Origin of the sequence: Pseudomonas sp. B21_DOA (assembly GCA_030544685.1) — a bacterium.
GTDB lineage: Bacteria > Pseudomonadota > Gammaproteobacteria > Pseudomonadales > Pseudomonadaceae > Aquipseudomonas > Aquipseudomonas fluorescens_AO.
Map to the genome: position 1 here is coordinate 3,355,227 of CP086683.1, position 25,033 is coordinate 3,380,259.

Genomic DNA, 25,033 nt, shown 5'->3' on the forward strand with positions numbered 1-25,033 from the left:
GCAGTGTCGACGCAGATGGCCAGCAACAAACAGATTTTGTGGGACGACGGCGAGCGGGTGTTGTCCCGCGAGCGCGGTTCGGGCGAGGGCAGCGTGTTGGCGGTGCGTCCGGCGCTCGGTCAGCCGTTGCCGGCGACCCTTGCGCGGCTCGCGCATGAGTACAGCCTCAGGGCCGATCTCGATTCTGCCTGGGCTTTGCAGCCTACGGCCTTGGCGCGTACGGGCACTCGGGTTCGTCTGCTGTTCGACGATCCGGGCGGCGAGCCGTTGTCGCGATTACTGGTCGCACCCCTGGCTATCGAAACCTGTCTGGGCTTGGCTGCCAATATTGCCAAGGCGCTGGGCCATCTGCATCAGCGCGGCCTGGTGCACAAAGACCTGAAACCGCAGCACATCTTCGTTCATTGCCATGATGGAGCGGCACGGTTGACCGGCTTCGGCCTGGCCTCGCGCGTGCCTCGCGAGCGGCAAGCGCCCACGCCGCCGGAAACCATCGCCGGCACGCTGGCCTACATGGCGCCGGAGCAAACCGGGCGGATGAATCGTTCGATCGATTCGCGCAGCGACCTGTATGCCTTCGGCGTGACGCTGTACCAGATGCTCACCGGCTCGCTGCCGTTCAGTGCGAATGATCCGATGGAATGGGTGCATTGCCACATCGCGCGGCTGCCGATGCCAGCCTGCGAACGGGTGGCGACGGTGCCGCCAATGCTCTCGCGGGTGGTGATGAAACTGCTGGCGAAAACTGCCGAGGAACGCTATCAGACCGCGGCCGGCGTCGAGCATGACTTGCGCCGTTGCCTCGACGAGTGGCGACGGGCGCGACAGATCGAGACGTTTACGCTGAACGAGCAGGGCGCCCTCGAGCGTTTGCTGATTCCGGAAAAACTCTACGGCCGCGAACACGACGTGCAAACATTGATCGATGCCTTCGCCAATGTAGTGCAAACAGGTGCGCCGGCGCTGGTGCTGGTCTCGGGTTATTCCGGCATCGGCAAATCGTCGGTGGTCAGCGAACTGCACAAAGTGCTGGTGCCGACCCGTGGCTTGTTCGCCGCCGGCAAGTTCGACCAGTACCAGCGCGACGTACCCTATTCGACATTGGTCCAGGCCTTTCAGGGCCTGGTGCGGACGCTGTTGGGCAAGCGCGCCGACGTGCTGGCGGGATGGCGCGAAGCACTGTTGCGGGCGCTGGACGCGAACGCGCGGCTGATCACCGATCTGATTCCCGAGCTCAAATTGATCATCGGCGATCAGCCCGCCGTGCCCGAGCTGGAACCGCAGCAGGCGCAGCAGCGATTTCTAAAGGTTTTGCAGCGCTTCATCGGCGTGTTCGCCCGGGCCGAGCATCCGCTGACGCTGTTCCTTGACGACCTGCAGTGGCTCGACGCGGCCACCCTTGATCTGCTCGAAGACTTGCTGAGCCGTGCCGAAATTGCTCATCTGCTGCTGGTTGGCGCGTATCGCGACAACGAGGTGGATGGGGATCATCCACTCAGCCGCACACTCAAGACCCTACGTCACGCCGGCGTACACATTGACGAAATTCGTCTGGCGCCACTGGCTGGCGCGCACATCGAACAACTGATCAGCGAGTCGCTGCGCTGCCCACCGGCGAGTATCGTCGCGCTGGCGCGGCTGGTGCTGGACAAGACTGCCGGCAATCCGTTTTTCGTCATCCAGTTTCTGCACGCCCTGGCCGAGGAGAAGCTGCTGACATACGAGCCTGCGCGCCAGCGCTGGCGCTGGGATGTGCAGCTGATCAACGGCAAGGGCTACACCGACAACGTCGTCGACTTGATGGTCGGCAAACTGGCGCGGCTGCCCCAGGAAACCTGCCAGGCACTGCAGCAACTGGCTTGCCTGGGCAACGTTGCACGGCTCGACACGCTGGCCACCGTCCTCGATGTGCCGGTCCCTCGCGTTCACCCCGCGTTGTGGCCAGCGGTGCGGCTGGAGCTGGTCGAGCGTCAGGACGGTGCCTACCGGTTTGTGCATGACCGCATCCATGAAGCGGCGTATTCGCTGATCGCTGAAACCGAACGGGCGCAAATGCACCTGCGCATCGGCCGCTTGCTGGCGCTGCAAACCCAGGTCGAGCGGCGTGAAGAGGCGATCTTCGAGATTGTCGGCCAGCTCAATCGCGGTGCGCATCTGATCAGCCTGCGTGCCGAGCGCGAGCAACTGGCCGAATTCAATCTGCTTGCCGGCCAGCGCGCCAAGGCTTCGACCGCTTACACCTCGGCACTGACTTACTTGGGCGCCGGCGCAGAGCTGCTGGGCGAGCAGGGTTATGACAGTCGGCATGAGCTGGGTTTTGCTTTGGCGCTGAACCGCGCCGAGTGCGAATTTCTCACCGGCCAACTGGCGCTCGCCGACACGCGTCTGGCGACATTGGCCGAGCACGCCGTGACCACCGTCGAGCGCGCGGCGGTGGCCTGCCTGCAAATGGATGTCTACTTGCTGCTTGATCGCAGCGACCGGGCGGTGGCGGTGTGTCTGGCCTATCTGCGTCAGGTCGGCATCGATTGGTCAGCGCATCCGGGCGATGCTCAGGTGCGTGACGAATATCAGCAGGTCTGGACCAGCCTGCGCGGGCGCAGTATCGAGCGGATGATCGACTTGCCGCTGATGGAGGACCCAGCCGCGCGGGCCACCCTCGATACACTGGGCAAACTCTTCGCGCCGGCGGTGCAGTCGGATCTGAACCTCGCCAGCCTGACCATTTGCAAAGCGGTCAGCCTGAGCCTGCAATACGGCAACTGCGATGCGTCCTGTTTGCTCTATGCCAACTTCGGGCGCATATCGGGGCGGCGATTTGGCGACTATGCCGCCGGCTATCGATTTGGCCGTCTGGGCTGCGATCTGGTTGAGCGACGTGGGCTGACGCGTTACGAGGCGAGCACCTGGTTGTGCTTTTCGATTTTCGTGGTGCGCTGGATGCGACCTGTGCGCGAGTGCCGCGAACTGCTGCGCCGTGCGCTCAACGCGGCCCATCGCAGCGGCGATCTGCCGTATGCGGCGTTTGCCGGCAACAGCCTGATTTCCGATCTGTTGTTCATCGGCGAGCCGCTGGCCGAGGTGCAGGCGCAAGCTGAAGCAGGCCTGGCTTACGCCGAGAAGGTCGGTTTCGGTCTGGTGGCCGATTTCATGCGCTGCCAGTTGGCGCTGATCAAGATGCTGCGCGGGCAGACGCCGACGTTTGGCGGCTTCAACCATGACGGTTTCGATGAAACAGCTGTCGAGGCGCATCTCGCCGCGTCGGCGGATCTGGCGCTGGCGCGCGGCAAATACTGGGTGCGCAAGTTGCAGGCGCGCTACCTGGCGGGGATTACGCGGCGGCCGCTGAGTGCGCGGCGCAGGCGCAGGGATTGTTGTGGGTGATTTCGGCGTTTTTCGAAGAGGCCGAATATCATTTTTATGCGGCGCTGACTTTGGCCGCTCACGGCGAAACCGACGCCGATGCGCTACAGCGTCTGGGTCAACACCATGCGCAATTGCAAGTGTGGGCGGGTTTGTGCGCGGAAACCTTCGCCAGTCAGGTGGCGCTGGTCGGCGCAGAAATGGCGCGCGTCACCGGGCAGTTGCTCGAAGCCGAATTGCAGTACGAGCAAGCCATTCAATTGGCTCAGGACAATGGTTTGCTCCATATCGAAGCGCTGGCCAACGAACTGGCCGCACGGTTCTACAGCGCTCGCGGTCTGGCCAAGATATCCCGCGTTTACCTGCGCGACGCACGCTACGCCTATCTGCGCTGGGGCGCCGCAGGCAAAGTGCGGGAGCTGGAGCGACGTCACCGTTTTCTGCGTGCCGAAGAGGCGCAGCCGAATCCGACCACCACGCTCATTACGCCTGTTGAACACTTGGACATGGCGACGGTGCTCAAGGTCTCTCAAGCAGTGTCCGGGGAGATCGTCCTGGACCGTTTGATCGAAACGGTGATGCGCACCGCCATCGAACAGGCCGGGGCCGAGCATGGCCTGCTCATTTTGTTGGATGCCGACATTCCCTATGTTGCTGCGCAAACCCGCATCGGCGACGGTGCCACGCAGCTGTGCAACGCGCCGCTGCACGCGGTGGCGCTGGCTGAGTCGGTGCTCTACCAGACGCTGCGCACCGGCGAAAACCTGTGCCTGGACGACGCGGTTGCCGATCCGCTGTTCGCCGCCGATCCATACGTTCAGCAACGAGGCGCGCGCTCGATCCTGTGCCTGGCATTGATGAATCAGGCGCGGGTGGTCGGGGCGCTGTATCTGGAAAACAACCTGTCGGCCGCGGTGTTCAGCCCGGCGCGTCTCGCCGTGTTGCGCCTGGTGGCGTCGCAGGCAGCGATCTCGCTGGACAACGCGCGCCTGTATCGCGACCTCGCCGAGCGAGAAGCGAAAATCCGTCGGCTGGTCGATGCCAACATTATCGGCATCATCGTCTGGAGCGTGGAAGGGGAAATCATCGAGGCCAACGACGCGTTCCTGCGCATGGTCGGTTACACCCGTGACGAGTTGCTTTCGGGCAGTGTCCATTGGCGTGACATGACGCCGCCGGCGATGCGCGCCAACAGCGACGTGGCACTGGCAACGGCCATCCGCACCGGCCGCGCCCAGCCATTTGAAAAGGACTACATCCGCAAGGACGGCAGTCGCCTGCCGGTGATTGTCGGTCTCGCCGCCTTCGAAGCAAGTCAGCAGCAGGGCCTGGCCTTCGTCCTGGATATCAGCGAACGCAAGCTCGCCGAAGAGCAAGTGCGCGAAGGTGAGCGGCGGTATCGTCAGGTGCAAACGGAACTGGCCCACGCCAATCGCGTGGCAACCATGGGTCAGTTGGCCGCGTCGATCGCCCACGAAGTCAATCAACCGATCGCCGCCACGGTGACCCATGCCAACGCCGCCCTGCGCTGGCTGGGTGCGCAACCGCCGAACGTTGCCGAGGTGGAGCAGGGCCTGCGGCACATCATTCTCGACGGCAACCGCGCCGCCGACGTACTCGGGCGCATCCGCGCGCTGATCCACAAAACCCCGCCGCAGCGTCAGCCTGTCAGCCTCAATCTGCTGATCGAAGAAATGGTCGGTTTCAGCCGGGGTGAAGCGCTCAAACACGGCGCTGAGGTCAGCGTTGAGCTGGCGGCAGATTTGCCTTTCGTAGTGGCGGACCGGGTCGAACTGCAACAGGTGTTGCTCAACCTGATCATCAACAGCCTCGAAGCCATGACGATCATGGCAGCGGGGCAGCGACGTCTGCTGATTCGCAGTGAGGCGCTGGGCGAAAACGTGCAAATCAGCGTGAGCGATGCGGGCCGGGCTTTGCCTGCGAGCAGCCAGAGCAGGTGTTCACGGCGTTCTACACGACCAAATCCACCGGGCTGGGCATGGGCCTGTCGATTTGCCGCACGATCATTGAAGGACATGGCGGCAAATTGTGGGCCGAGCGCAATGAGCCGAGGGGGCGCGGGTAGTGTTTGGCTTGCCGTGTTGTGAATGAGGATTGGGCAAGTGTTCATGTTGGTTACACGGCGTCAGGCATTTAGCAGCAACGCTTTGTCCGGGAAGCGCGCGCAAATGAAATCGACAAACGCACGTACCTTTGGCGCGGCGAGTCGGCGGGACGTGTGTAGCACCCAGAGTTCCGGTTCCACGCCCGTTATCGTGCCCCACTGCGTCAGTTCACCGCGAGTCAGTGAGGCCTGGGCGATGGAGTGGGGCAGCAGCGCCGCGCCGGCTCCGGCGATGGCTGCATCGCGAATCATCAGGAACGAAGAAAGGCGCAGCGTGGGGTTCGGCTGGAGAATCAACTGTCCGTCATCCAGCCGCCACTGAGTCGGCTCGAAACTCGGCATGACGATGGCGGCCACCAGGCCAACCTTGCCCGGCGCTGGCTTGGCCACGTCCGGCGCGGCGACGACGACCAGCCGATCCCTGGCAAAACAGCGCCCGACCAGACTGCTGTCCGGGCTCGGGTTGATCCGGATGGCAACATCGAATTGTTCCTCGACCAGATCAACCCGACGATCTTCGGCGATCACTTCAAGCTCGATCTGCGGGTAAGCCGCGCAGAACTCGGCGCCGATCCGTCCCATCGCCAGTTGCGAAAACAACACCGGGGCGGCGATGCGCAAACGTCCGCGCGGCGTCGATAAACCCTCGCGCGCCGCCGTCAGTGCTTCGGCCACTTCACTCAACGGCGCTTCGGTTCGCGACATCAACAACTCACCCGCTTCGGTCAATTTCAAGCCGCGCGCGCTACGCTCGATCAGACGCACGCCCAGTTGTTCCTCAAGATCGGCGATGCGTCGTGACAGGGTGGCCTTGGAAATGCCACTCGCGCGACTGGCCTTGCCCAAGCCCTCATTGCTGGCAACAAGCAGGAAATCGATCAAGGCATTGAGGTTCATGGCTGTTCCGGATTTGAAACGAAGTGTCTGCATTCTGGTGTCTGTGCGTTATGCCTGCAACAGCCTATCTTCGCCTCATCGGGCTTCGAAACGCGGGCCCACAACGACAGGAGATTCACCATGAGCATTCTCATAATTGGCGCCACCGGCACCATCGGCTCACTCGTCATGCAAGGCTTGGCCGAGGCGGGCGCAGAGGTCAAAGCCCTCGTGCGCCAGACCGGCAAACGCGACTTTCCGGCCAGCGTCAGCGAAGTGGTCGGCGACCTCACAGACGTGGCGTCGATGCGCCAGGCCTTGGCGTCGGTGCGCACGCTGTTCCTGCTTAACGCCGTCACCCCCGACGAAGTCACCCAGGCACTGATCACCCTCAACCTGGCCCAAGAGGCGGGCATCGAACGCATCGTCTACCTGTCGGTGATTCACGCCGACACCTTCACCAACGTCCCGCACTTCACCGGCAAATACACCGTAGAACGCATGCTCGAAAGTCTTGACCTGCCCGTTACCATCCTGCGCCCGGCGTACTTCATGCAGAACGAATTGATGGTCCGGCAGACCATTCAGGACTACGGCGTCTACCCGATGCCCATCGGCTCCCAAGGCGTAGCGATGATCGACGCGCGCGATATCGCCGACGTCGCGGTGGCGGAACTGCTGCGCCGCGATCGAGCTGATTCTGCGCAGGAACGTGTCACTCTCGAACTGGTTGGACCGCAGGTGTTGACCGGGGAGTCGGTAGCAAAAATCTGGAGTACCACGCTGGGGCGCGACGTTGCCTACGGTGGCGATGATGTCGCCGCATTTGAAGCGCAGTTGGCGACCTACGGCCCGGGGTGGCTGGCGTATGACATGCGCCTGATGATGGCGGGGATCCAGCGCTTCGGCATGCAGGCCGGGGCAGCGGCGGTGGAGCGGATCGAGGGATTGATCGGGCATCCGCTGCGTCGGTATGAGGATTTCGTGCGGGAGGCGGTAGCCGGGAGTTGATGGCGGGATCTCCTCACCCTGGAATTGTTCTCTTCGCAAACTCTAGGTTTCGAAGCCTGGGTGAGGAATGCCGGTGGTGCCGCCGGTTTGATCGATCGCTCAGCCCGCGTCCACCACCACAGCGGGTTCGAGCGGTGTCGCCTGATAGACCAGCAGTTGCCACTGCTCATCGGTTCGCTGCCAGGCGGTAAGCGTGCGATTGTGCAGACGTTTGCGCACCCCACCGGAGGTTACGGTGGTGCTCATTTCACCCAAGGCAATCGCCAGCTCTCCGACCCGCGTCACTTTGTCGATCTGCAGATCAAGGGTGTGATAAACGAATTCACGAGAGCGGCATTTCTCCAGATAGCTTTTGAGGTTGTCGATGACGCCGCTGGCGTGAATGTAGGTGAGATCGGGGTGGAACAGGTAACTGAAAATATCCAGGTGCCCACCGAGCATGGCGGCGCAACGCTGTGCCTCGCAGGTTCGGATCAGCAGATCGGTTTGATCGTTAAGCGTCATCTGCCGCTCCCCGCACTGCTGTAACGATGATTTCGATCAGCAACTTCCCGCCAAGATCAACGCCGTAACAAGCGCGCTGAGGCCAGTGCTGCGGGTTGTCGCCAATCCACTGCGCCCAGATTTCATCGACAATGGGTTTGCTGGCCATGTCGGCAAGAAGCACCTGCGCCGAGAGCATGCGCGAGGCGTTGGAGCCGAGTCCTTCGAGGCTGGCGCTCAGGGTAGCGAGGGCCCGGTGGGTCTGGCCGCTGATGTCCAGCGAGGTATCCGCGCTGGTCGCTACGGTGTAAACCAGGTCGGCGTAGGCGCAGGAACGGCTGCGTCCTGCGTGGCCGCTCGGGACGCGTTCAATGGTCTGCATGAGGCTTCATCCTTGTTGAAGTCAGGCAGAAGCCGGCATCGACCAGCTTCTGTCATCCATGATTACACTGGCTGTGTTGCCTCTTCCGCGGCGATGGCGGCCTGCACACTTGGACGCGCTTCGATGCGCGCCACGAACGCAGCCAGTTCCGGCCAGTCGCCGATGTCGATATTGAAGAAAGGAAGCCATTTCAAAACCGTAAACAGGTAGGCATCAGCGAGCCCGAAAGTGCTCAACAGATAATCCTTGTTGACCAGTTCCTTGTTCAGGTAATCCAGGCGCTTGAACAGTTTCTGGCGAAAGATTTCCTTTACCGGCTCCGGAATGTCTGCATTGAACAACGGAGCACTGCCACCGTGGATCTCCGAGGTGATGAAATTGAGCAGTTCCTGCAGGCGAGTGCGTTCCCAGTTACCGTTGGCCGGTGCCAGAGCGTTGCCCGGTACCTGATCGGCCAGGAATTGAATGATGGCCGGCCCTTCAGTCAGCACCAGGCCGTTGTCCAGCACCAGCGCGGCCACATAGCCCTTGGGGTTGATGGCGCGAAAATCACGGCCGTCCGCCGTGGCTTTGGTCTTGTTGTTGACCCGGATCAGTTCAAAGGGCAGGCCCAGCTCACGCAACACAATGTGTGGCGACAGGGAGCAGGTCATTGGCGCAAAGTACAGTTTCATGTGGATCTCCTTGAAGTAAGCAACACGTACCCGAACGCATTGCCCGGCTCACGTCGCAATGGCTGTGAACCGTGTTCCAGACATATTGGTGGCGTGTCATGGATCGGTAAAATTACGATTTTATGCGCTCATCATTAGCTGCTCTTATGTCCACTCAGGCGACTTTCGCTTCAGTACTGCGAACCGTCATCGGAATATCGTTGCCAATACTCGACTTGCGAATTTCATTGAGAAACGCTTGAGCGGAAGGAGTCCGTTCGCCGACCGCCGAGCAGACCAGCCCGAATTCACGGTAAATCGGTCGGGCCAATTCGAAGACCCGCATGCCGCGTCGATCCAGCGGCAATGTCGAGGCAGGAACGATCGAGATGCCCATGCCTTCACTGATCAGCGCAAATGCAGTGGTCCAGTCGCGCACGGTGATCTTGATGTCTCTTAGCGTGAGTCCCTCACGCTCGACCAGCGACTGGCCATTGAGGTGACAGCCACCCGTTGCCAGGATGAAAGGCTCTGTCACCAGATCTTCGAGCGCGACCGTGCTGGCCGAGGACTTGCGCGCCAGATCATGGTTCGCAGGGACTGCCGCTACCCACGAGTCGCGGCCCAATAACAGCGCACCGCGCGAAGGGCAGGGTTCATCACCACACCAAGGTCGATGCTGCTGTTGGCCAGCCACTGTTCGACTTCTTCATCGGTGCCTTCCAGCGCGACGATTTCGATGCCCGGGTGCAGCCGACTGAAACTTTGCAGCAGCGGTGGCAGCAGGTTGGCGAATACCGAGGGAAAGCTGGCGAGTTTGATTCGCCCCAAGTGACACCCACGTGATGCGTCCACCAGATTCTGAATCGATTCGAATTCACTGAGCATGCGCCGCGCGCGGTCAATGATTTGCTGGCCAATGGCCGTTGCAGTGGTCTGGCGTCGATCACGCACAAACACTTTGACCCCGAGTGCTTCCTCCATCTGGGTCAAGGCCTGACTGGCGCCCGACTGGGTGATGCCATAGCGCTCGGCGGCGCGGGAAACATTCTCGGCGTCAGCCACGGCGACCAGCAGTCGCCAATGCATCAGGTTCATCATCTCAGTAGTTCCTCTTATGTTCAGGTAATCGAGATTTAATTTTACGGAGCCTGCGCACCGCCTCAGGATCACGATGAATACACAGTGAGGTGGTGGAAGGTGGGCAAAACTCTGTCAATGGATCTGGTGGTCAGGCCTGCGTCGGCGACGCCCGTGTTACTGAGCGTGGCGTTGAGCTCGTTCATGGTCGCGCTGGACGTCACAGCGCTGAATGTCGCGCTACCCGAGATGGGTCGCGACCTGGCAGCGGGGATGGATCGTCTGCAATGGATTGCCGGTGCCTACACGCTGGTCTTTGCCAGCCTGCTCCTGTCTGCCGGTGCATTGAGCGATCGTTTGGGCGCGAGGCGAGTGTTTGTGTGGGCCTTGGTGATATTCACGGGCGCATCGATAGCATGTGGATCGGCCAGCAATGTCTTGGCGCTGATTGCGGCGCGTGCCGTGCAAGGCGTCGGAGCGGCATTGATGCTGCCCAGCTCCATGGCGCTGCTGGTCGAGGCCTACCCGAGCCCGGCGCACGGGCGAGGGCCGTTGCGCTGTGGGGTGGAATCTCGGCGCTGGCGCTGGTGAGCGGACCTTTGTTGGGGGGCTTGCTGGTCGAGCACATCAACTGGCGTGCGATTTTCTACCTCAATGTGCCGTTTTGTATGGTTGCGCTGCTCAGCTGCGCGCTACGCAGCAGGCCCGTTGCCGTCCGGCCACGTTCTATCGACTGGGCAGGGCAGGTGCTTTCGGCCCTGGCGCTGGTGTCGTTGATCTTCGCTTTGATTGAAGGCCCCGTATGGGGCTGGGGACATGCGTGGGTCATGGCTGCACTGCTCACCGCTTTGATGACCGCCGTGGCATTCGTCCATTCGCAGCGAACTCGGCGCGAACCGATGCTGCCCTGAATCTGTTTGCCTCCAGAACCTTTTCTGCAGCGATCGGCGCCGGGTTTCTGCAAACGCTGGCTTACTACGGCAGTCTTTTCGTATTGCCGTTTGCCTTGCAGGGGCAAGGTCGCGCCCCTGTTGAAATCGGCGTGGCGATGATTCCGATGACGCTCGCAACCGGTGTGATGGCCAGCCTTTCCGGACGCCTGTCGAATGCATTGGGTGCCCGCTCAGTCGGTGCTGCTGGCATGTTGTGCGGCGCACTCGGCGCGGCATCGCTGGCACTGTTCGATATGAATGCTGTAAGCCTGGTGCTTGGCGGTTTGTTGATCGGCCTCGGCGGTGCGACCTTGCCGGTGATCGTCGGTGCCTGTCTGGCAAGTGTGCCGAGCGGCAAGGTCGGAATCGGCTCCGGCGTGCTCAATGCGGCCCGCCAGTGTGGCGGAGTGATGGGTATTGCCTTGCTCGGTGCGACGTTCCAGGGCTCGGGACACGCAACCGCTGCGTTGGCAATCATTGCGTTGTCATTTGCGGCGGCGGCCGTGCTGACCGTCATGCGGCTTTACACCGACGAAGTCGATGCTGTGGGTGAATGCTGACCGGCGTGCCGAAGCTTGCCGGTGAGTGTTTCGATGACACAGCGTTGCATTCGCCCGGCCGCACTCGGTTTGAGCGAGCAGGCAAACGCAACGGTATAGCGTGGTTCCTGATTGTGAAAGAGCGAGTCGGCAAGGCGTCTGGACACACTTGCCGATGATGCAGCCAACCGGGAATTCAGCCCCAGCGCCGCACGGTTCCGGTATCCAGTCCCAACAGATCAAGCATGCGCCCAAGCGTATGGTCGACCATGTCCTGGATCGATTGGGGTCTGGCATAGAACGCCGGTACTGGCGGCATCACGATGCCGCCCATTTCACAAATCTGGGTCATGCTGCGCAGGTGCCCCAGATGTAACGGCGTTTCCTCACCATTAAAATCAGCGGTCGACGTTCCTTGAGTGTCACGTCGGCGGCACGGCTGAGCAGGGTGCCGGTGATGCCGCTGGAGATCTCCGAAAGGCTTTTGATGGAGCAAGGAGTCACGACCATGCCCAGTGTCTTGAACGAACCGCTGGAAATCGAGGCGCCAATGTCCGCAGGGTCGTGTACGACACTGGCCAGCGCTTTGACGTCCGCCACTTTCATGTCCAGTTCGTGGGCCAATGTGACCTGGGCCGAGCGGGTCATCACCAGATGCGTGGCAATGCCCAGTTCGCGCAACAGCACCAACGTACGCACGCCATAAATCACGCCGCTGGCCCCGCTGATGCCGACGACAATCCGCCGCTCAGGGCTGTTCATGAGAATCTACCGCCTCGTCGAATGTGCTGATCAACGGCGGTTGACCCGGCAGGCCCAACGCGGCCCAGCGTTCGCTGACGCGCGCGTACACCGATGGGCGCAATAACGTGCGCGTCGGGAAGTGGCGTATGTTGCGGTAATCCTTGCAGGCGTTGATCAAGGCCTTGGAACCGAAAAAACGTTTCTCTGGCGGGTTCTGCGCCGGGTCCAGCGGCGAGCCGCGCGTGTTGCGCAGAATATCGATGTCATCGCTGGGAGTTGCACGTGTGGCCATTGCCCAGAGCACTTGGTTCATGTCGGTGGGATCGACATCCTCGTCAACCGCGACGATCCACTTGCTGATATAGGCGCCACCGGGGACCTGGCTGGCGAGTGCCAGGGCCTGTGCAGCGTGACCGGCGTATTTCTGTTCCAGGCTGATCACGATCATGCCGAACGCACCGGCTGCGGCCGGAGGGCAGTACACCCCGTGGATGCCCTGGATGCCGAGTTTGTCGAGATCGCTCCAGATTTTCGCCGAGCGGATCGTCGAAAAAAATGCGCTTTGTTCGTTCGAGGGGAAATCAGCCATCAAGGCATTGGTCAGGATCGGTCGGGTGCGATAGTGCAGGGCAGTGACTTCGATCAGCGGGCAATCGATGTCCTTGTAGCCGTAGTAACCGGTGAACTCGCCGAAAGGGCCTTCTTCGCGGGTCGAACCGGGACGAATCAGGCCTTCAATGACAATCTCGGCAGCCGCAGGAATCAACAAGTCGGAATGTCTGGCCCGTACCACTTCGATAGGCTTGCCTTTGATGCCCCCGGCGAAGTCGTATTCGCTGACGCCCGGTGGCAGGGATTGCGACCCCACGACCATCATCAGCGGGTCGACACCCCAGGCAGCAGCAACGGGCAGCGCCTCGCCCTTGGCCCATGCCTGATGAATGTGACGCAAAGCGTCCTTGCCTGGGGCCAGTGACAGGCCGACCTCGCGGGGGCCTTGGATCATCATTCGATAGGTGCCGACATTCAGGTAACCCGAGGCCTGATCGCGGGTGAACACCGCGTCCGCGGTACCGGCGTAAGCGCCGCCGTCTCGGGGCCAGTGCTTGGGAATCGGCAGCCGGGTGAGGTCGATGTCATGGCCGGTGAGGGTGTTCTGATAGATCGGTGCGGCTTCAGCGCTGACCTCCAGCGGGGCGATGCTGTGCCTGAGCTTGTCTTTGGTGCGCCGGATCAATTCCATCGTTGGCGTATCCGGTGCTTCCTCCAGGGTGATCGCGGTGCGAGCCACGCTTGGGCCGAAAATATTCCACAGGTGGCGTAAGCCCAGCGGCGAGTCCGCCTGGTCGAAGAGCACCGCAGGCGAAGCAGCCTGGCGAGCCAACAAATAAGTGATGGCGCTCATTTCCTCAACCGGATCGACAGCGGGCGAGACAGTCTGCAATTCGCCGATCTTTTCGGCCCGTGCCAGCCAGTCGCGCAGGTCGGCAACCGGTTCAATCAATTCGTTCATGTTGGATATCCGCAAGCACTGAAATGGAAGCGACGGGCAGCATTGCTGCGCCCGTCGCCAGAGGATCAACGTTTGTCGATCGAGTACTTTCCAGGCCCCAGAAGGCAGAGGAAGAGGAAACCGCCGGCAATGCTCACGTTCTTGAAGAAGTGCACGAATAGCGTGTGATGATCGGCCGGGTTGGTGCTGTTCCAGAAAGCATGGCCGATGATGCCGGTGCCAATGGTGTACACCACGAAGATCGCCGCGATCGGCCGGGTCCAGAAGCCGAACAACAGTGCCAGACCACCGAAGAATTCGATGATGGTGGCGACGATGGCGGTGAACTCGGGTATCGGCGCGTTTACCGTTTTCAGATAGCTGACGAAGCTGCCGTGATCGGTGACGTAGGTGAAGCCGAAGTAACCGTAGAGGATCAAAATCATGATCCGGGCCACCAGGATCATTGCGTCGCGTTGGTCGTCGAACAATTGATAGCGTAAGTACATTGCATGGCCTCAGATTGGGTAAGGAAACGTGCTGGCTGACTGCGTGTCGGCGAGCTGAAACGCACGCGCGAATACTTGCGGGTTCACCGCGTTGTCGTGGTTGGGTTCAGCGTCGAAAACCGCGAGAACATTGCCCGCAGCCAGTTTCGCCATGCGGCTGACGGCCTCGCGGGATACTCCCGCCAGGTGCGGCGAGCTGATAACGTTGTCCAGACTTGGCAAACCGCTGCTAGGAGCGGGCGGTTCCGGCAGAAATACATCCAGCGCAGCCCCCCAGTCGGTTCTGCCTCAACGCCTCATACAGCGCCTGTTCATCGACGATGCCGCCACGCGCGGTGTTGATCACATACGCGTGGGGTTTCATCAAAGCCAAGCGTTCGGCGGACAACAAGCCAACCGTTTCGGCGGTTTTGGGACAGTGCAGACTGACGTAGTCGGCGCTCGCCAATGCACCTTCCAGGACGGCAACCGGCTCCACGCCGTGGGGCAAGTGCTGCGCGGCGAGATAAGGGTCATACACCCTGACCCGCATCCCCAGTGCCAACAGCAGAGTGGCGACCCGAGCGCCTATTCGGCCGCAACCGATGAGCAATGCTTCACGACCTTCCAGCTCGCTGGGCAGATACTCGTAGCGCTGATGCCAATCGCCATTGCGCACCAGGCGACTCAGCGCCTCGGTGCGTTTGGCCAAGGCCAACATGAATCCCAGCGTATGCTCGGCGACTGCGCGGTGATTGGCGTTGGCGCAAACCATTACCGGAATCGCCGCTTCGGTCATTACCGGGATATCCACCGCATCGAAGCCGACGCCGATCCGTGACACTACCTGCAACCCTGTCGCGCGTTGCAACTCGGCTGGGCCGAATCGGGTCAGTCCGAGGACGACACCGTGTACGGCATCGAAACTTTCCAGCAGTGCCTGAAACTGACTTTGCTCAATCGTATTGGCGAACTCCACCACCTCGATATCGTCGCGCTCGCGCAGCAGGCGCTTCCTTCATCGCCGAGGATATGAGCAATCAAAACGCGCTTTTTGCTCATGCGACATGCTCCTTCAGTTCATCTTTGGCAAAGAACTCGCCGTCATTGATGCCAATGCGAAACATCACCCGTTCGGCATCGCGGGGCAATTCGGTGGCGCAGTGCCATACGGAGCGGTTGTCCCAGATCAGCAGATCGTGGGGCTCCCATTGGTAATTGAAGATCCGCTCCGGCGTCAGCGCGAATGCGAAAAGCTGGTCAAGCAATGCCTGACTCTGCTCTGGCGAATAGCCGCTGATGTGCGCTGTGTAACCCGGATTGACGTACAGGCTTTCGCGTCCGGTGCGCGGATGTATGGCAACTGTGGGGTGTGTGCTGGCGGGAAATGTCTGCTCCAGGCGTGTGAAAATCTCTTGGATCGACTCGCCTACGTCGTCTTCCTTGACTTTGTAGGTCCAGCGCACGTCGTGTACGGCTTGTCGATTCCTGACCCGCTCATACAAGTCTCTGGGCAAATCGTCGTACACCGACTGCATATCCACGAACAGGGTATCGCCACCCGCTTCGGGCAATTGCTGTGCGTGCAGCATGGTCAGTGGCAACGGTTCTGCCAGGTAGCTCGAATCGCTGTGCCACATGTTGCCGAGCTTGCGTGCACCGGTTGCGCCACCGCCATTGCGATTGTTGATTACCAGAATGTTCGGGAACGCCGGGTCGTGGTAATTCTTGAGCCTGAACTGCTCCAGTTCGCCGAAACATCCGGCGAATTGCTGATAGCCTTCGCGAGTCAATCGCTGGTTCTTCAGCGCCACCACTTTGCGCTCGTAGACCAGTTCCTGAATGGCACGAATCTCATTCAGGGACGCCGTGTTGATATCGAAATCTGTCACCGCGGTGACAAAGGTGTCGGTCAAATCCATTCGCTTCACGTTAAGTGTCTCCTGCACGACGTCAGTCAAACAGCCAGCGCAGGCTGGTGTTGGTCGGCACCCGGGTTCACTTGTGGCGACACGCTGCTTTTGAGCATCAGGCTCAGGTCGAGGATGTCGGCCGGGTTGTGTGCCGAGGTGACTGACATGCGCAGAGCAGCCTGGCCGCGCGGCACTGTCGGGAAGAACACGACGGAGGTGTAGTGACCCTGCTGCAACAGGTACTCGCCTTTGGCAATGGCCTGCTCTTCGTTGCCAATACGAACGATGCGAATCGGCAGTTCGCTGCCGCTGGTTTCGGTCGGGATCAGGTTGTCGAACAGCGCCATGTTGTTGCGCAGTGACCGTTGCAGTTTGTGCAGTTCAGGCGTGGCATGAATTTCCGCCGAAGCCAGCGCAGCACCGACGGCCGCCATATTGGGAGCGCAGGAGAAGCCGTAGGTCGGCGCATAACGGCGGATCGCGTTCTCGACATGTTGGGTGCCCAGCATCAACAGCCCGCCGGCGGCACCGTAGCCCTTGCCCAGCGATGCGGCCACGATGGTGTTTTCATCCAGACCGTCGAGTTGCGAACGAACGAAGCCCTCGCCGCGCTGCCCGACCACCGAAATCCCGTGGGCGTCGTCCAGATAGACGAACAGCCCGTATTTATCCTGCAGCGCGCGTAATTCGCGAACTGGCGCGGCGCCACCCATCGAATAGGCACCGTCGCCCACATACGCAACCTTACGACCGCTTTTGCACAAGCGTTCCAGGTGATCGAGGTCGTTATGCTCGATGACGATTACGTCAGTCTCTTCGCGCAAGACCGGAATGTGATACTGCAAGGTCACGTGAGCAAAGCGGTCGAAGGCGATCAGCGGCTTCTCACCGCCGGTGAACAGGCCGGCAGCCAAGAGGGGCAGGGCACCCATATTGGCAGCGGCGACTGTCGGGAAAACTACTATGCCGTTGACGTCAAACAGTTTGGCCAGGGTTTTTCCAGGCGTACCAGCGGTTCGGCGGACAGGCGCGTACGGGCGACCGAAAAGTGCGTGGAGGGCGTTTCTTCCATTGAGGCCCTGGCGGCAGCGAGCACTTTGGGGTGCGCATCGAGGTTAAGGTAGCCGCAGCGCGTATAGTCAATCACTTCCTTGCCGCTGGTGGCGATTTCGATACGGCGGTTGTCCAGCACGCGGCAGGACACCCCCATCAGACCTTTTTCATACGCAGCATCGAAATGCGGACGGCTGATTTCAGCCATTCTCGACGCATTGCGCGCTTTTGACCGGGATGTTTTTTCAAGCGCGACGCTGCTTGTTTCAACGGCGTTATTCATGGCGACCTCATCCTTTGAGTGGGTGTTCCCGAAGCCGTAATGGCTCAGGAACGGCGCTAGAATCCACGACCGCTGAAACATTTTGCAAAGGACTTCTCCGCTGTTACCTTATGACAAAATCTCATGAGCATTACGAAGTCTTATGGTTACCCGGATTCCCTCTCTCAATGGATTGAAAGCGTTCGAAGCCGCTGCGCGCCATATGAGCTTTACCAAGGCGGCCGAAGAGCTGAATGTCACGCAGACGGCCATCAGCCATCAGATTCGTCGCCTCGAAGATGAACTCGGAATTCGTTTGTTTCTGAGACTCAAGGACGGCCTGGCGCTGACGACTGAAGGCCACGCCTACCTGCCCGGTATCCGCTCGGCATTTCATGAGTTGCGTTACTCGACTGAAATGCTGCTGGAGTCCACGAATAACAGTGCGTTGACCATCAGTACTCTGGTGTCGCTTGCCTCCAAATGGCTTTTGCCGCGCCTGGCATCTTTTCAGGATGCATTTCCCAATATCGACGTGCGCGTAACCGCCTCGACGGACCTGGTCGATTTCCGCAAGGGCGGTATCGATGCGGCGATTCGCTATGGCTTCGGTGACTGGAAAGGGCTGCGTGCAGACTGGCTGATGTCGGACGAAATCTTTCCGGTCTGCAGCCCGAAGCTACTGCTCGGCCCGCAGGCCTTGAGGACTCCCGTCGATCTTGCCCATCACAAGTTATTGCAAGTGAGCGGCATGACAAGCAATGACTGGAACATGTGGCTAAGCGCGGCGGGCCAGCCGAAAAAACTGGCCGAGGGTACGCGTTTGACGTTCGATCTGGCGATGATGGCGGTGCAGGCCGCCATTGATGGTCTCGGCGTCTGCATTGGACGTTCGACCTACGTCGATGACGACTTGAAGGCCGGAAAGCTGGTCGCGCCATTCAACCTTCGATTGAAATCCGATCTTGGTTTCTATCTGGTGACACCGCTGGAAATTGCCAACTCCAACAAGGTCGTGGCCTTCCGCACATGGCTGATTGATCTGGTGCAAGGCGCAGGCACCGTCAAACCCTGATTTCGCGGCCATCCTTGATAGGCGGTCGGCGATCAGGAAGCGAACACGTTGGCGGCGATGCGCTGCCAGACACCGGTAATTTCGGCTCCGCCAAATTCCTCTTGCAGGCGTAAGCCTGCTCGCGATGACGCCAGCCCATTCGTCACCACATAAACACAAAATACCGAGTTCGTTTAAACGATTACTCCAGACTCAAGCAAACGGCTACAACGCCTTGCGCCATTCCCTACCACTACGCCAGAATCCGCCGGCTTGTGCGTCTGCCGTTCCCTCCGTAACTTGACTCGTGTCACTACTCATCAGTGATCGGGTCTGCAAGCCCGTCGGAAATCAGTCGCATCGTCCTGCCAAAGGACACTTGTTCGTGTCCGCTCAATGGCGGCTTTGTGCGGGAGACCTTCGGGTCTGCCGGGTTCCTGATTTCCCGGTCTTGCAGACCCGCACACAGCTGCCACCCATCATCTGCAAGTGATGTTGGTAGCTCCAGACCAATAATCAGGAGTTTCACCATGTTCAAAGTCACACCCAATCCCCCAACCAACGACCCCGCATCGCCCTACGAATCCAGCGCCTCGAAAAAGCTTCACGAAGCCGCCGAACGCGCCCTCGATCACTATCTCGGTCCCGCTGAAATCCTGGCCAGCACCAACACCCCGGAACAGATGTTCCTCGCCAATCCGAAATACGACACCGAATCCCTGCTGGCCAACGCCAGCGAATCCCTCGGCTCGGCCACCACCATGCTCTACGACTTCGCCGCGCTGCTCGACAACCCGCGCCGCAAAACCCTGCTGGGCATCGCCCAAGTCGTCATGCTCGGCGAAATCGCGGTAAATCAGGCTTTGGACAAAGTCGAAATAGCCAAATAACCCGCAACGCGACGAGCGCCAAACCTCGTCGCATCCCCCTGTTGTGCCATGACTGGCACACCGCCACGGCTTGCACCACCCGGCCCCGACTGTCACCCTTCGGGCCGTTCTTCAAGGATCAGAACAAGGAATCAAGGATTGAGTGGCTACGTTCCAAACCCGCCGAAAAACTACCGCTACGAACAAGCCAAACCCGTCGACATACACGCCCAGCACTGGGCCGAGTATGAGAAACACGGGAAAGAACCCGCGCGCGAGCCTGAGAAAATAGGCATTGCGTTGAGGATTGGGGTGTTCTTTGATGGCACGGGCAACAATGCGAACAACTCTGCTGCGGGGTTGTTGTGCGGTGCCCAGCATCCGATTGCGCCGGAGGATATACCGGCTAGCTGTATGCCTTACATGAGTGATCCGGATAGTAGTTATGGTGCCGGGCCTACGAATATCAAGAAATTGTTTTCTCTGTATAAAAAGACCCAGAAAGCCGAAGGCGATGGCTTTCTTAAGTACGTCTCAAGCCCAATATATGTCGAAGGTATAGGCACTGAAAGCAATCAGATGGATAGCGCTGTAGGTGCTGGAACGGGGCGAGGTGAGACTGGTGTTACGAGTCGCGTACAAGCGTCCTTCACGCAGATAAAACAAGCTATCGAAGAGGCACTGCAAGAGAACCCCGACAGTGAAATTGCGTCCCTGACGTTCGATACATTTGGCTTCAGTCGTGGGGCTGCTGCTGCACGGCACTTCGCAAATGAAGTGGTGCGGGGTAAGCAAGGAGCTTTAGGAGATATCCTAAACCGGAACGCCGCAGATTTCAGTCGCACCTTTGATAATAAATACGGAAACGGCATCAAAATGGGTTTCATCGGGCTCTTTGACACGGTGCCCTCGATTGCCGGCTTCACCAATCTCGGCCGGGTGAAAAGTCCCATAGCTCCCGGTGTGAGGCTGTACCTGGACCGTCAATACTTCATGGATGTCGTACATCTCGTAGCGCGTGATGAATGTCGCGCTAATTTTGCCCTCAGCCGAGTGAAACCCGCGCACCCTGAGTACACTCTTCCTGGGGTTCATTCGGATATTGGCGGCAGCTATCTCGATGAAGTCGAAGAATGCGTGCTCGTCAGCCCTATGCAAACTCTCGCTGTGCCTCGGTACGTAGACGTTTCAACGACGTCGATTTATCACGACGCCGCGCGTGTAAAAAGCGAGTGGATTGCTAAAGGATGGCCTGCGCATCTGCTGGATATTGTCACCCCGGCCTCCTTCGAAATTCCGCAGGAGCATCAAGACAGGCTTTCACCGGGGCAGAAGCGCGTATATGCCGCTCTACAATTGAAACGTCCGGTGAGTGGAAAACTTTCGAGAGTTTATTTAAGAGTCATGTATCAGCTGGCAAAAGAAAAGGGTGTTCAATTCATTGATATACCCGAAGATGACGAATACTCCGTGCCGGCAGAACTCCAATCTCTTTGTGACCGATTTCTCACAGGAAACTACAGAACAACTGCAGAAGAAGAGGCTTTGCTCAAGCTGAAGTACATTCATCCCTCTGCAAACTGGAATCATCCCCTCGGAAGAAGAGATGGGAGCGGCATTGATGCTGTTTACATCAACGCCCCGACGGAAGACGCGATCCGTGTACAACACCCTCACGTAGCTGATTGGAAACTCTGGTAATGAAGTCTGTAATCGTTCTGCTTGGCGCTTTATTGTTAATGGGCTGCCAGAAAGGAGGTTTCGAAAGTGGAGAAGATGACCCCAAGTCTCCTTGGTGGCAAATAGGATTCGTTGAGCCGAATTACATGAAGATCTGGGTTGAGGACAGCTCGGTGCTGGATATCAATAACAGAATTTTTTCAGAGTCGGTGGAAAATCTGCTCCCGGAGGCGAACCAGAAGATGGGACGGAGTCTGCCCGCGGTTGGGGAACAGTCGGTGGTTCTGGAGTTTTGGTAACCGGTGCTGACCTTCCTCGAATGATTTTTGTCCGTTGGCAGTCGATATCGGAGCAGAAAACCTATAAAGGCTTCATAGAGATTCCAGAAGAAGCGAGGCAACTGATGGTGCAGTCCACACACCAGCGGTGCCCAAAGACTCCCGAAAGAACCGCACGTTACTCCGCAACGCTGCTTGTGGGGCTCGCCCCGGGGAGTGCTTCAAGCATGGGTCAGGGACTCCTGCCACCGCCCGATAAAAGTCTCCCATGCTCAAGGCGAACTCGAACCTCTTGGCCCTGAGCAGGGCAAGCATGGCGGGCGCTATGCTTATCCCGTGAGTGAAAAGGCCAAGCGATACATTGATAAGTTCGGCATCCCGTACGGTAGTTGGTAAATGATGTGGATGGAGCTCCATCTACTTTCCAGGCGCCAGACCGTTTCAGTTATTTGAGTTGGATTAGGGGCGGCGTCTTGAGAATAGAAAAGGTCGACCGTTTCGATGATGTCGACTACGACGCAGGCTATGAGTATCGAGGTTTCAATTACCTGATTCTGGATGGTGTCGATGAGTTTCTCGTCAGAACTTACGATGACCAACCCGGTAGCGCGACGGTTGTACGCCCTGTCATGACCACAAGCACCGGACTCAGAACGCTGGCGGAATTTTTACGAACGGAGCTGGAGGTAACTGCGATTTATCTCTACAAGAGTGAAATAGGAAGCTATGCCAAGGTAGACCTCGAGAGCCTGCAATTCTGCTGATCCGGTATCGAGCCGGGGGCGATAAGCAGGACTCGCCAACCAAGAGTCCCGCCACGACACCCCCTCAAACCTCAGCCTTCACCTCAACCTTCACCGGCGCTTTGCGATACGTCAGCAAAACAATCCCGCTCACCACAATCACGCCACCCACGATCTGCCCTCTGCTGAGCATCTGGTCCAGCACGATCCAGCCCATCAACAACGTCGCCAATGGCTCAATGTTCATCACCGGGGCGTTGCGTGGCATGTCCAGTCGGGGCACGGAGATGAACAACACAATGAAGCCGGTCCCATAAAGCACCACAAGCGTGGCAAGGGCCAGCCAGCCGGTTGAGGTGGCGGGGAGGTTGAGTCCGCCGGGGAGGGCGCCGGTCAGTCCGGCGAGGTTGACGCTGCTGAACACGATGAAGATGGTCAGCAGGCTGCGCACCGAGCCGCGCACTTGCGACAGTTTGTGGTCGGTGATCCACAGCGCGCAGGCGAAGACGCTGGCGGCGCAGAAGGCGAGCGCGACGCCCAGCAACCATTCCGGGCCGACGCTGGCGCTGTCTGACAGACGTCCGGGGACGTCCAGTACGAACACCAGCCCGACGAGAATCAAGCCCATCAACATCGCGGTGCGCGCGCTTGGTCGTGGGCCGCCCAGCGCCCAGGTCAGCAAGGCGAGCAGGATCGGAAACACGTTGGCCACCAGCAGCGCCAGCGCGACCGGCACTCGTGCGACAGCGGAGTACAGACACAGGCTCTGCGCAGTAATTAGCAGGCCCAACAGTAATTGCCAACGCCACGCGCCTGCCGGCAGACGCAGGCTTTGCCGCTGCCATAGGACGAGAACGGCAAGCACCAGCAAGGTCCCGCCCGAGCGCATCAGAATTGCCAGCAGCACACCCGCGCCGTCATCAAAAGCCACCCGTGCCGCGACGTGGTTGCCGGCGAAGGCACAACCCATGCACAACAGAATGATCACGGCGAGATAACGGGGGAAGGGCGGCGGTACGGTTGGGGCAAATTCAGGACGGGACATGGGCAGTTCTCAAAAATAATAGCCACTCAGGGCGGCTCAGGTTTTTATTATGTTGTCGTACAACTTCTCGATTTGTACCGTAATCAAGCAGGGGCGGCAAGCTTGAAAGGCTGGATAATCCGCTTATGCATGATGCTGCTTGAGTTTCAGAGGTCGTATAACTTGCTGGCTAAGCTCGAGCGTCGAGTCGAGTCGCCCACCCATCCTCTCGAGCCTGACCGACCAGAAAATCAACAAAAGCCCGGGTCTTTGCCGGCAACAGCTTCTGGCTGGAAAAGTACAAATAGATCTGTCCCGCATCGACATGCCAACCCGGCAACACCCTCTCCAGCGTGCCGTCCTGCAGATACGGCAGCACATCCGGAACCGCCAACAGCGCAACCCCTAATCCCAAGCGCGCGCACTGACACAGCGCTTGCGGGTCGTTGACCAACAGGCGCGGCGCCAACTCCAGCGGTGCTCGTTGCCCATCGGGCCCTTGCAGCATCCAGCTGCGCACCTTGCCGGTCTGCACCGAGCGCATGGCCAGATGATCGAGCGTCGACAGTTCTTCAATGTGCCGGATGCGCTTGTGTCCCGAGAGATATGCCTTCGATGCCACCAGGATCAGATGCGCCGGCGCGATGGCTCTGGCGACCACACCTTGCGCGAGTTCGATGCCGCCGCCGATGGCCGCATCAAACCCGTCCGCGATGAGATCGACTTGGCGATTGTCGAGGTGCCATTCAGGGGTCACGGCGGGGTATTGCTTGAGAAACTCGGGCATCAGCGGCAGCAGAAAATCCTTGGCGAAGCCCGGTGCCGCACTTAGACGCAAAGTCCCGGAAGGCTCTCCGGCATTGCCGGCCACATCGGCGATCGCCGCCTGAACGCTCTCCAGTCCCGAACCGACGTTGGCCAGAAAGCGCTCTCCCGCTTCGGTCAGCGTGAGTTTGCGCGTGCTGCGCTGAAACAAGCGTACGCCGAGGTTGGCCTCCAGTTGCGCGACGTTGCGACTGACCGCCGCGGGAGTCAGGCCCAGGCGCCGCGCCGCCGCAGAGAAGCTTCCCGCCTCAGCGCTGCGCACGAATGAGAGCAAATTACCTAGCGTTTCCATCTGCGCACCTTCAACGAATGATTGAAAGTGATTCTAGGTGGCTTCTACTACTGGTGGAAGATCAAAAAGCGTCTCATAGCCTCATCAACTCCAACCACCCAGAGGCTCGACCATGAACACATCCACGCTTCCACTGACCGGCAAAATCGCCATCGTGACCGGTGGCTCACGCAGCATCGGCGCAGCAATCGCCAAGCGGCTCGCGGCAGATGGCGCCACCGTCGCCATCAGCTACAACGCATCGCCAGATCGCGCCGAAGCGGTCGTGCAGGAAATCGTTGCGGCGGGCGGCCAGGCTGTGGCGCTGGCGGCCGATGCGGGCAATCCCGAGGCTGTACGTGCAGCGATCGCCGAGGTTGCGCAGCGTTTCGGCAAGATCGACATTCTGGTGAACAACGCTGGCATCAGCGTGCTCGGTGCCCCGGAGGACATCGCCTTCGAGGACTTTCAACGCATCCTTGCGGTGAACGTGACCGGCGTCTTCGTCGCCACTCAGCAAGCGCTCAAACACATGGGGCAGGGCGGCCGCATCATTCACATCGGCAGCTCGATGGTGCAATACGCTGCGTTCGCTACGGCCTCCGTCTACACCCTGAGCAAAGGCGCGCTGACCGGTTTCAGTCGTGGACTGGTGCGCGATCTGGGGCCGCGCGGCATCACTGTGAACACTGTGCATCCCGGCCCGACCGACAGCGACATGAACCCGGCCGACGGGCCTATTGCGGACTTCCTGCGCCCGAACATCGCCATGGGGCGGTACGGAGAGGGCAAGGATGTTGCCAGCGCGGTGGCGTACCTGGCCAGTGCAGAGGCAGGGTTTGTCACCGGCGCAGAATTAATCGTCGACGGCGGCTTCACCGCGTAAGGAGAGC

At 59.8% G+C, this 25,033-nt stretch carries 20 protein-coding genes and 5 pseudogenes; 10 read left to right on the forward strand and 15 right to left on the reverse strand.

What is annotated here, in order from left to right:
- The first annotated feature begins 15 nt into the window (after positions 1-15).
- Positions 16-5,449: pseudogene (locus LJU32_15445) on the forward strand (AAA family ATPase).
- A 60-nt stretch (positions 5,450-5,509) separates the two neighbouring features.
- Here LJU32_15445 and LJU32_15450 read toward each other — a convergent pair.
- On the reverse strand, positions 5,510-6,385 hold the full coding sequence (locus LJU32_15450) for a LysR family transcriptional regulator (GenBank protein WKV87199.1): 876 nt from the start codon (positions 6,383-6,385) through the stop codon (positions 5,510-5,512).
- 120 nt (positions 6,386-6,505) lie between these two features.
- Here LJU32_15450 and LJU32_15455 point away from each other — a divergent pair, with 120 nt between their 5' ends.
- Positions 6,506-7,375, forward strand: a complete 870-nt coding sequence (locus LJU32_15455; GenBank protein WKV87200.1) for an NmrA family NAD(P)-binding protein — start codon at positions 6,506-6,508, stop codon at positions 7,373-7,375.
- A 99-nt stretch (positions 7,376-7,474) separates the two neighbouring features.
- Here LJU32_15455 and LJU32_15460 read toward each other — a convergent pair whose 3' ends face one another.
- From LJU32_15460 to LJU32_15475, 4 genes and pseudogenes are all read right to left on the reverse strand, one after another.
- Positions 7,475-7,879 carry a nuclear transport factor 2 family protein gene (locus LJU32_15460; protein WKV87201.1) on the reverse strand — a complete coding sequence of 135 codons (405 nt, stop codon included), beginning with the start codon at positions 7,877-7,879 and terminating at the stop codon, positions 7,475-7,477.
- A complete protein-coding gene (locus tag LJU32_15465; protein WKV87202.1) occupies positions 7,869-8,240 on the reverse strand; it encodes a RidA family protein in 372 nt (123 codons plus the stop codon). The genes LJU32_15460 and LJU32_15465 overlap by 11 nt, the downstream gene beginning before the upstream one ends.
- A gap of 62 nt (positions 8,241-8,302) precedes the next feature.
- Positions 8,303-8,914 (reverse strand): glutathione transferase GstA, encoded by a 612-nt coding sequence (gene gstA, locus LJU32_15470; GenBank protein WKV87203.1) that lies wholly within the window; start codon positions 8,912-8,914, stop codon positions 8,303-8,305.
- 154 nt (positions 8,915-9,068) lie between these two features.
- Positions 9,069-9,994: pseudogene (locus tag LJU32_15475) on the reverse strand (LysR family transcriptional regulator).
- Positions 9,995-10,111: 117 nt separating this feature from the next.
- On the opposite strand from LJU32_15475, the pseudogene LJU32_15480 reads away from it, so the two are divergent.
- Positions 10,112-10,884 (forward strand): annotated as a pseudogene (locus LJU32_15480) (MFS transporter).
- Positions 10,794-11,465, forward strand: coding sequence for an MFS transporter (locus LJU32_15485; GenBank protein WKV87204.1), 672 nt, complete (start codon positions 10,794-10,796; stop codon positions 11,463-11,465). The pseudogene LJU32_15480 and the gene LJU32_15485 overlap by 91 nt, the downstream one beginning before the upstream one ends.
- 175 nt (positions 11,466-11,640) lie before the next feature.
- On the opposite strand, the pseudogene LJU32_15490 reads toward LJU32_15485, so the two are convergent.
- From LJU32_15490 to LJU32_15525, 8 genes and pseudogenes are all read right to left on the reverse strand, one after another.
- Positions 11,641-12,206, reverse strand: a pseudogene (locus tag LJU32_15490) (UbiX family flavin prenyltransferase).
- Complete coding sequence (locus LJU32_15495) at positions 12,193-13,701, reverse strand: UbiD family decarboxylase (GenBank protein ID WKV87205.1); 1,509 nt, start codon at positions 13,699-13,701, stop codon at positions 12,193-12,195. The pseudogene LJU32_15490 and the gene LJU32_15495 overlap by 14 nt, the downstream one beginning before the upstream one ends.
- A gap of 65 nt (positions 13,702-13,766) precedes the next feature.
- Positions 13,767-14,189: a DoxX family protein gene (locus LJU32_15500; GenBank protein ID WKV87206.1), complete on the reverse strand. Its 423-nt coding sequence runs from the start codon at positions 14,187-14,189 to the stop codon at positions 13,767-13,769.
- Between the two features lie 9 nt (positions 14,190-14,198).
- Complete coding sequence (locus LJU32_15505; protein ID WKV87207.1) at positions 14,199-14,342, reverse strand: hypothetical protein; 144 nt, start codon at positions 14,340-14,342, stop codon at positions 14,199-14,201.
- 76 nt (positions 14,343-14,418) lie between these two features.
- Positions 14,419-15,150: a hypothetical protein gene (locus LJU32_15510; protein ID WKV87208.1), complete on the reverse strand. Its 732-nt coding sequence runs from the start codon at positions 15,148-15,150 to the stop codon at positions 14,419-14,421.
- A 76-nt stretch (positions 15,151-15,226) separates the two neighbouring features.
- The gene (locus tag LJU32_15515) at positions 15,227-16,090 is read right to left on the reverse strand and encodes a TauD/TfdA family dioxygenase (protein ID WKV91107.1); all 864 of its coding nucleotides are present in this window, start codon (positions 16,088-16,090) and stop codon (positions 15,227-15,229) included.
- Positions 16,091-16,125: 35 nt separating this feature from the next.
- Complete coding sequence (locus LJU32_15520; GenBank protein ID WKV91108.1) at positions 16,126-17,073, reverse strand: aminotransferase class I/II-fold pyridoxal phosphate-dependent enzyme; 948 nt, start codon at positions 17,071-17,073, stop codon at positions 16,126-16,128.
- A complete protein-coding gene (locus tag LJU32_15525; GenBank protein ID WKV87209.1) occupies positions 17,043-17,417 on the reverse strand; it encodes a hypothetical protein in 375 nt (124 codons plus the stop codon). The genes LJU32_15520 and LJU32_15525 overlap by 31 nt, the downstream gene beginning before the upstream one ends.
- Positions 17,418-17,559: 142 nt before the next feature.
- On the opposite strand from LJU32_15525, the gene LJU32_15530 reads away from it, so the two are divergent.
- The 5 genes and pseudogenes from LJU32_15530 (at position 17,560) to LJU32_15550 (ending at position 22,041) form a co-directional block, all read left to right on the forward strand.
- The gene (locus LJU32_15530; protein WKV87210.1) at positions 17,560-18,471 is read left to right on the forward strand and encodes a transcriptional regulator GcvA; all 912 of its coding nucleotides are present in this window, start codon (positions 17,560-17,562) and stop codon (positions 18,469-18,471) included.
- A 509-nt stretch (positions 18,472-18,980) separates the two neighbouring features.
- Positions 18,981-19,340, forward strand: coding sequence for a DUF6124 family protein (locus LJU32_15535; GenBank protein WKV87211.1), 360 nt, complete (start codon positions 18,981-18,983; stop codon positions 19,338-19,340).
- A gap of 138 nt (positions 19,341-19,478) precedes the next feature.
- Entirely contained in the window at positions 19,479-21,020 is a 1,542-nt protein-coding gene (locus LJU32_15540) for a DUF2235 domain-containing protein (GenBank protein WKV87212.1), read from the forward strand.
- A pseudogene (locus LJU32_15545) lies at positions 21,020-21,673 on the forward strand (DUF2931 family protein). The gene LJU32_15540 and the pseudogene LJU32_15545 overlap by 1 nt, the downstream one beginning before the upstream one ends.
- A 77-nt stretch (positions 21,674-21,750) precedes the next feature.
- Positions 21,751-22,041, forward strand: coding sequence for a hypothetical protein (locus tag LJU32_15550; protein ID WKV87213.1), 291 nt, complete (start codon positions 21,751-21,753; stop codon positions 22,039-22,041).
- Positions 22,042-22,105: 64 nt separating this feature from the next.
- Here LJU32_15550 and LJU32_15555 read toward each other — a convergent pair whose 3' ends face one another.
- Together LJU32_15555 and LJU32_15560 are read right to left on the reverse strand one after the other, a co-directional pair.
- The gene (locus LJU32_15555) at positions 22,106-23,065 is read right to left on the reverse strand and encodes a DMT family transporter (protein ID WKV87214.1); all 960 of its coding nucleotides are present in this window, start codon (positions 23,063-23,065) and stop codon (positions 22,106-22,108) included.
- Positions 23,066-23,234: 169 nt separating this feature from the next.
- On the reverse strand, positions 23,235-24,161 hold the full coding sequence (locus LJU32_15560; protein WKV87215.1) for a LysR family transcriptional regulator: 927 nt from the start codon (positions 24,159-24,161) through the stop codon (positions 23,235-23,237).
- 112 nt (positions 24,162-24,273) lie between these two features.
- Between LJU32_15560 and LJU32_15565 the strand changes: the two genes are divergently transcribed.
- Positions 24,274-25,026: a 3-oxoacyl-ACP reductase FabG gene (locus tag LJU32_15565; protein WKV87216.1), complete on the forward strand. Its 753-nt coding sequence runs from the start codon at positions 24,274-24,276 to the stop codon at positions 25,024-25,026.
- The last annotated feature ends 7 nt before the right edge of the window (positions 25,027-25,033 follow it).